At 55.5% G+C, this 211-nt stretch carries 1 tRNA gene; it reads right to left on the bottom strand.

The window, feature by feature from the left end:
• Nucleotides 1-7: 7 nt before the first annotated feature.
• Nucleotides 8-84: transfer RNA gene (locus OGY06_RS00015), tRNA-Asp, on the bottom strand.
• Between the last annotated feature and the right edge of the window lie 127 nt (nt 85-211).

Genomic DNA, 211 nt, shown 5'->3' with positions numbered 1-211 from the left:
TAATAAGTGGCGGAACGGACGGGACTCGAACCCGCGACCCCCTGCGTGACAGGCAGGTATTCTAACCAACTGAACTACCGCTCCACCGAATTTCTTTGTCACCACCCGGATTCTTCATCCCGGTTTACTGCAATTTGATGCCTGGCAGTTCCCTACTCTCGCATGGGGAGACCCCACACTACCATCGGCGCTACGGCGTTTCACTTCTGAG

The sequence above is a fragment of the Citrobacter sp. Cpo147 genome, from assembly GCF_030332405.1.
GTDB lineage: Bacteria > Pseudomonadota > Gammaproteobacteria > Enterobacterales > Enterobacteriaceae > Citrobacter > Citrobacter portucalensis.
This window is presented reverse-complemented; position numbering and strand designations above follow the sequence as displayed.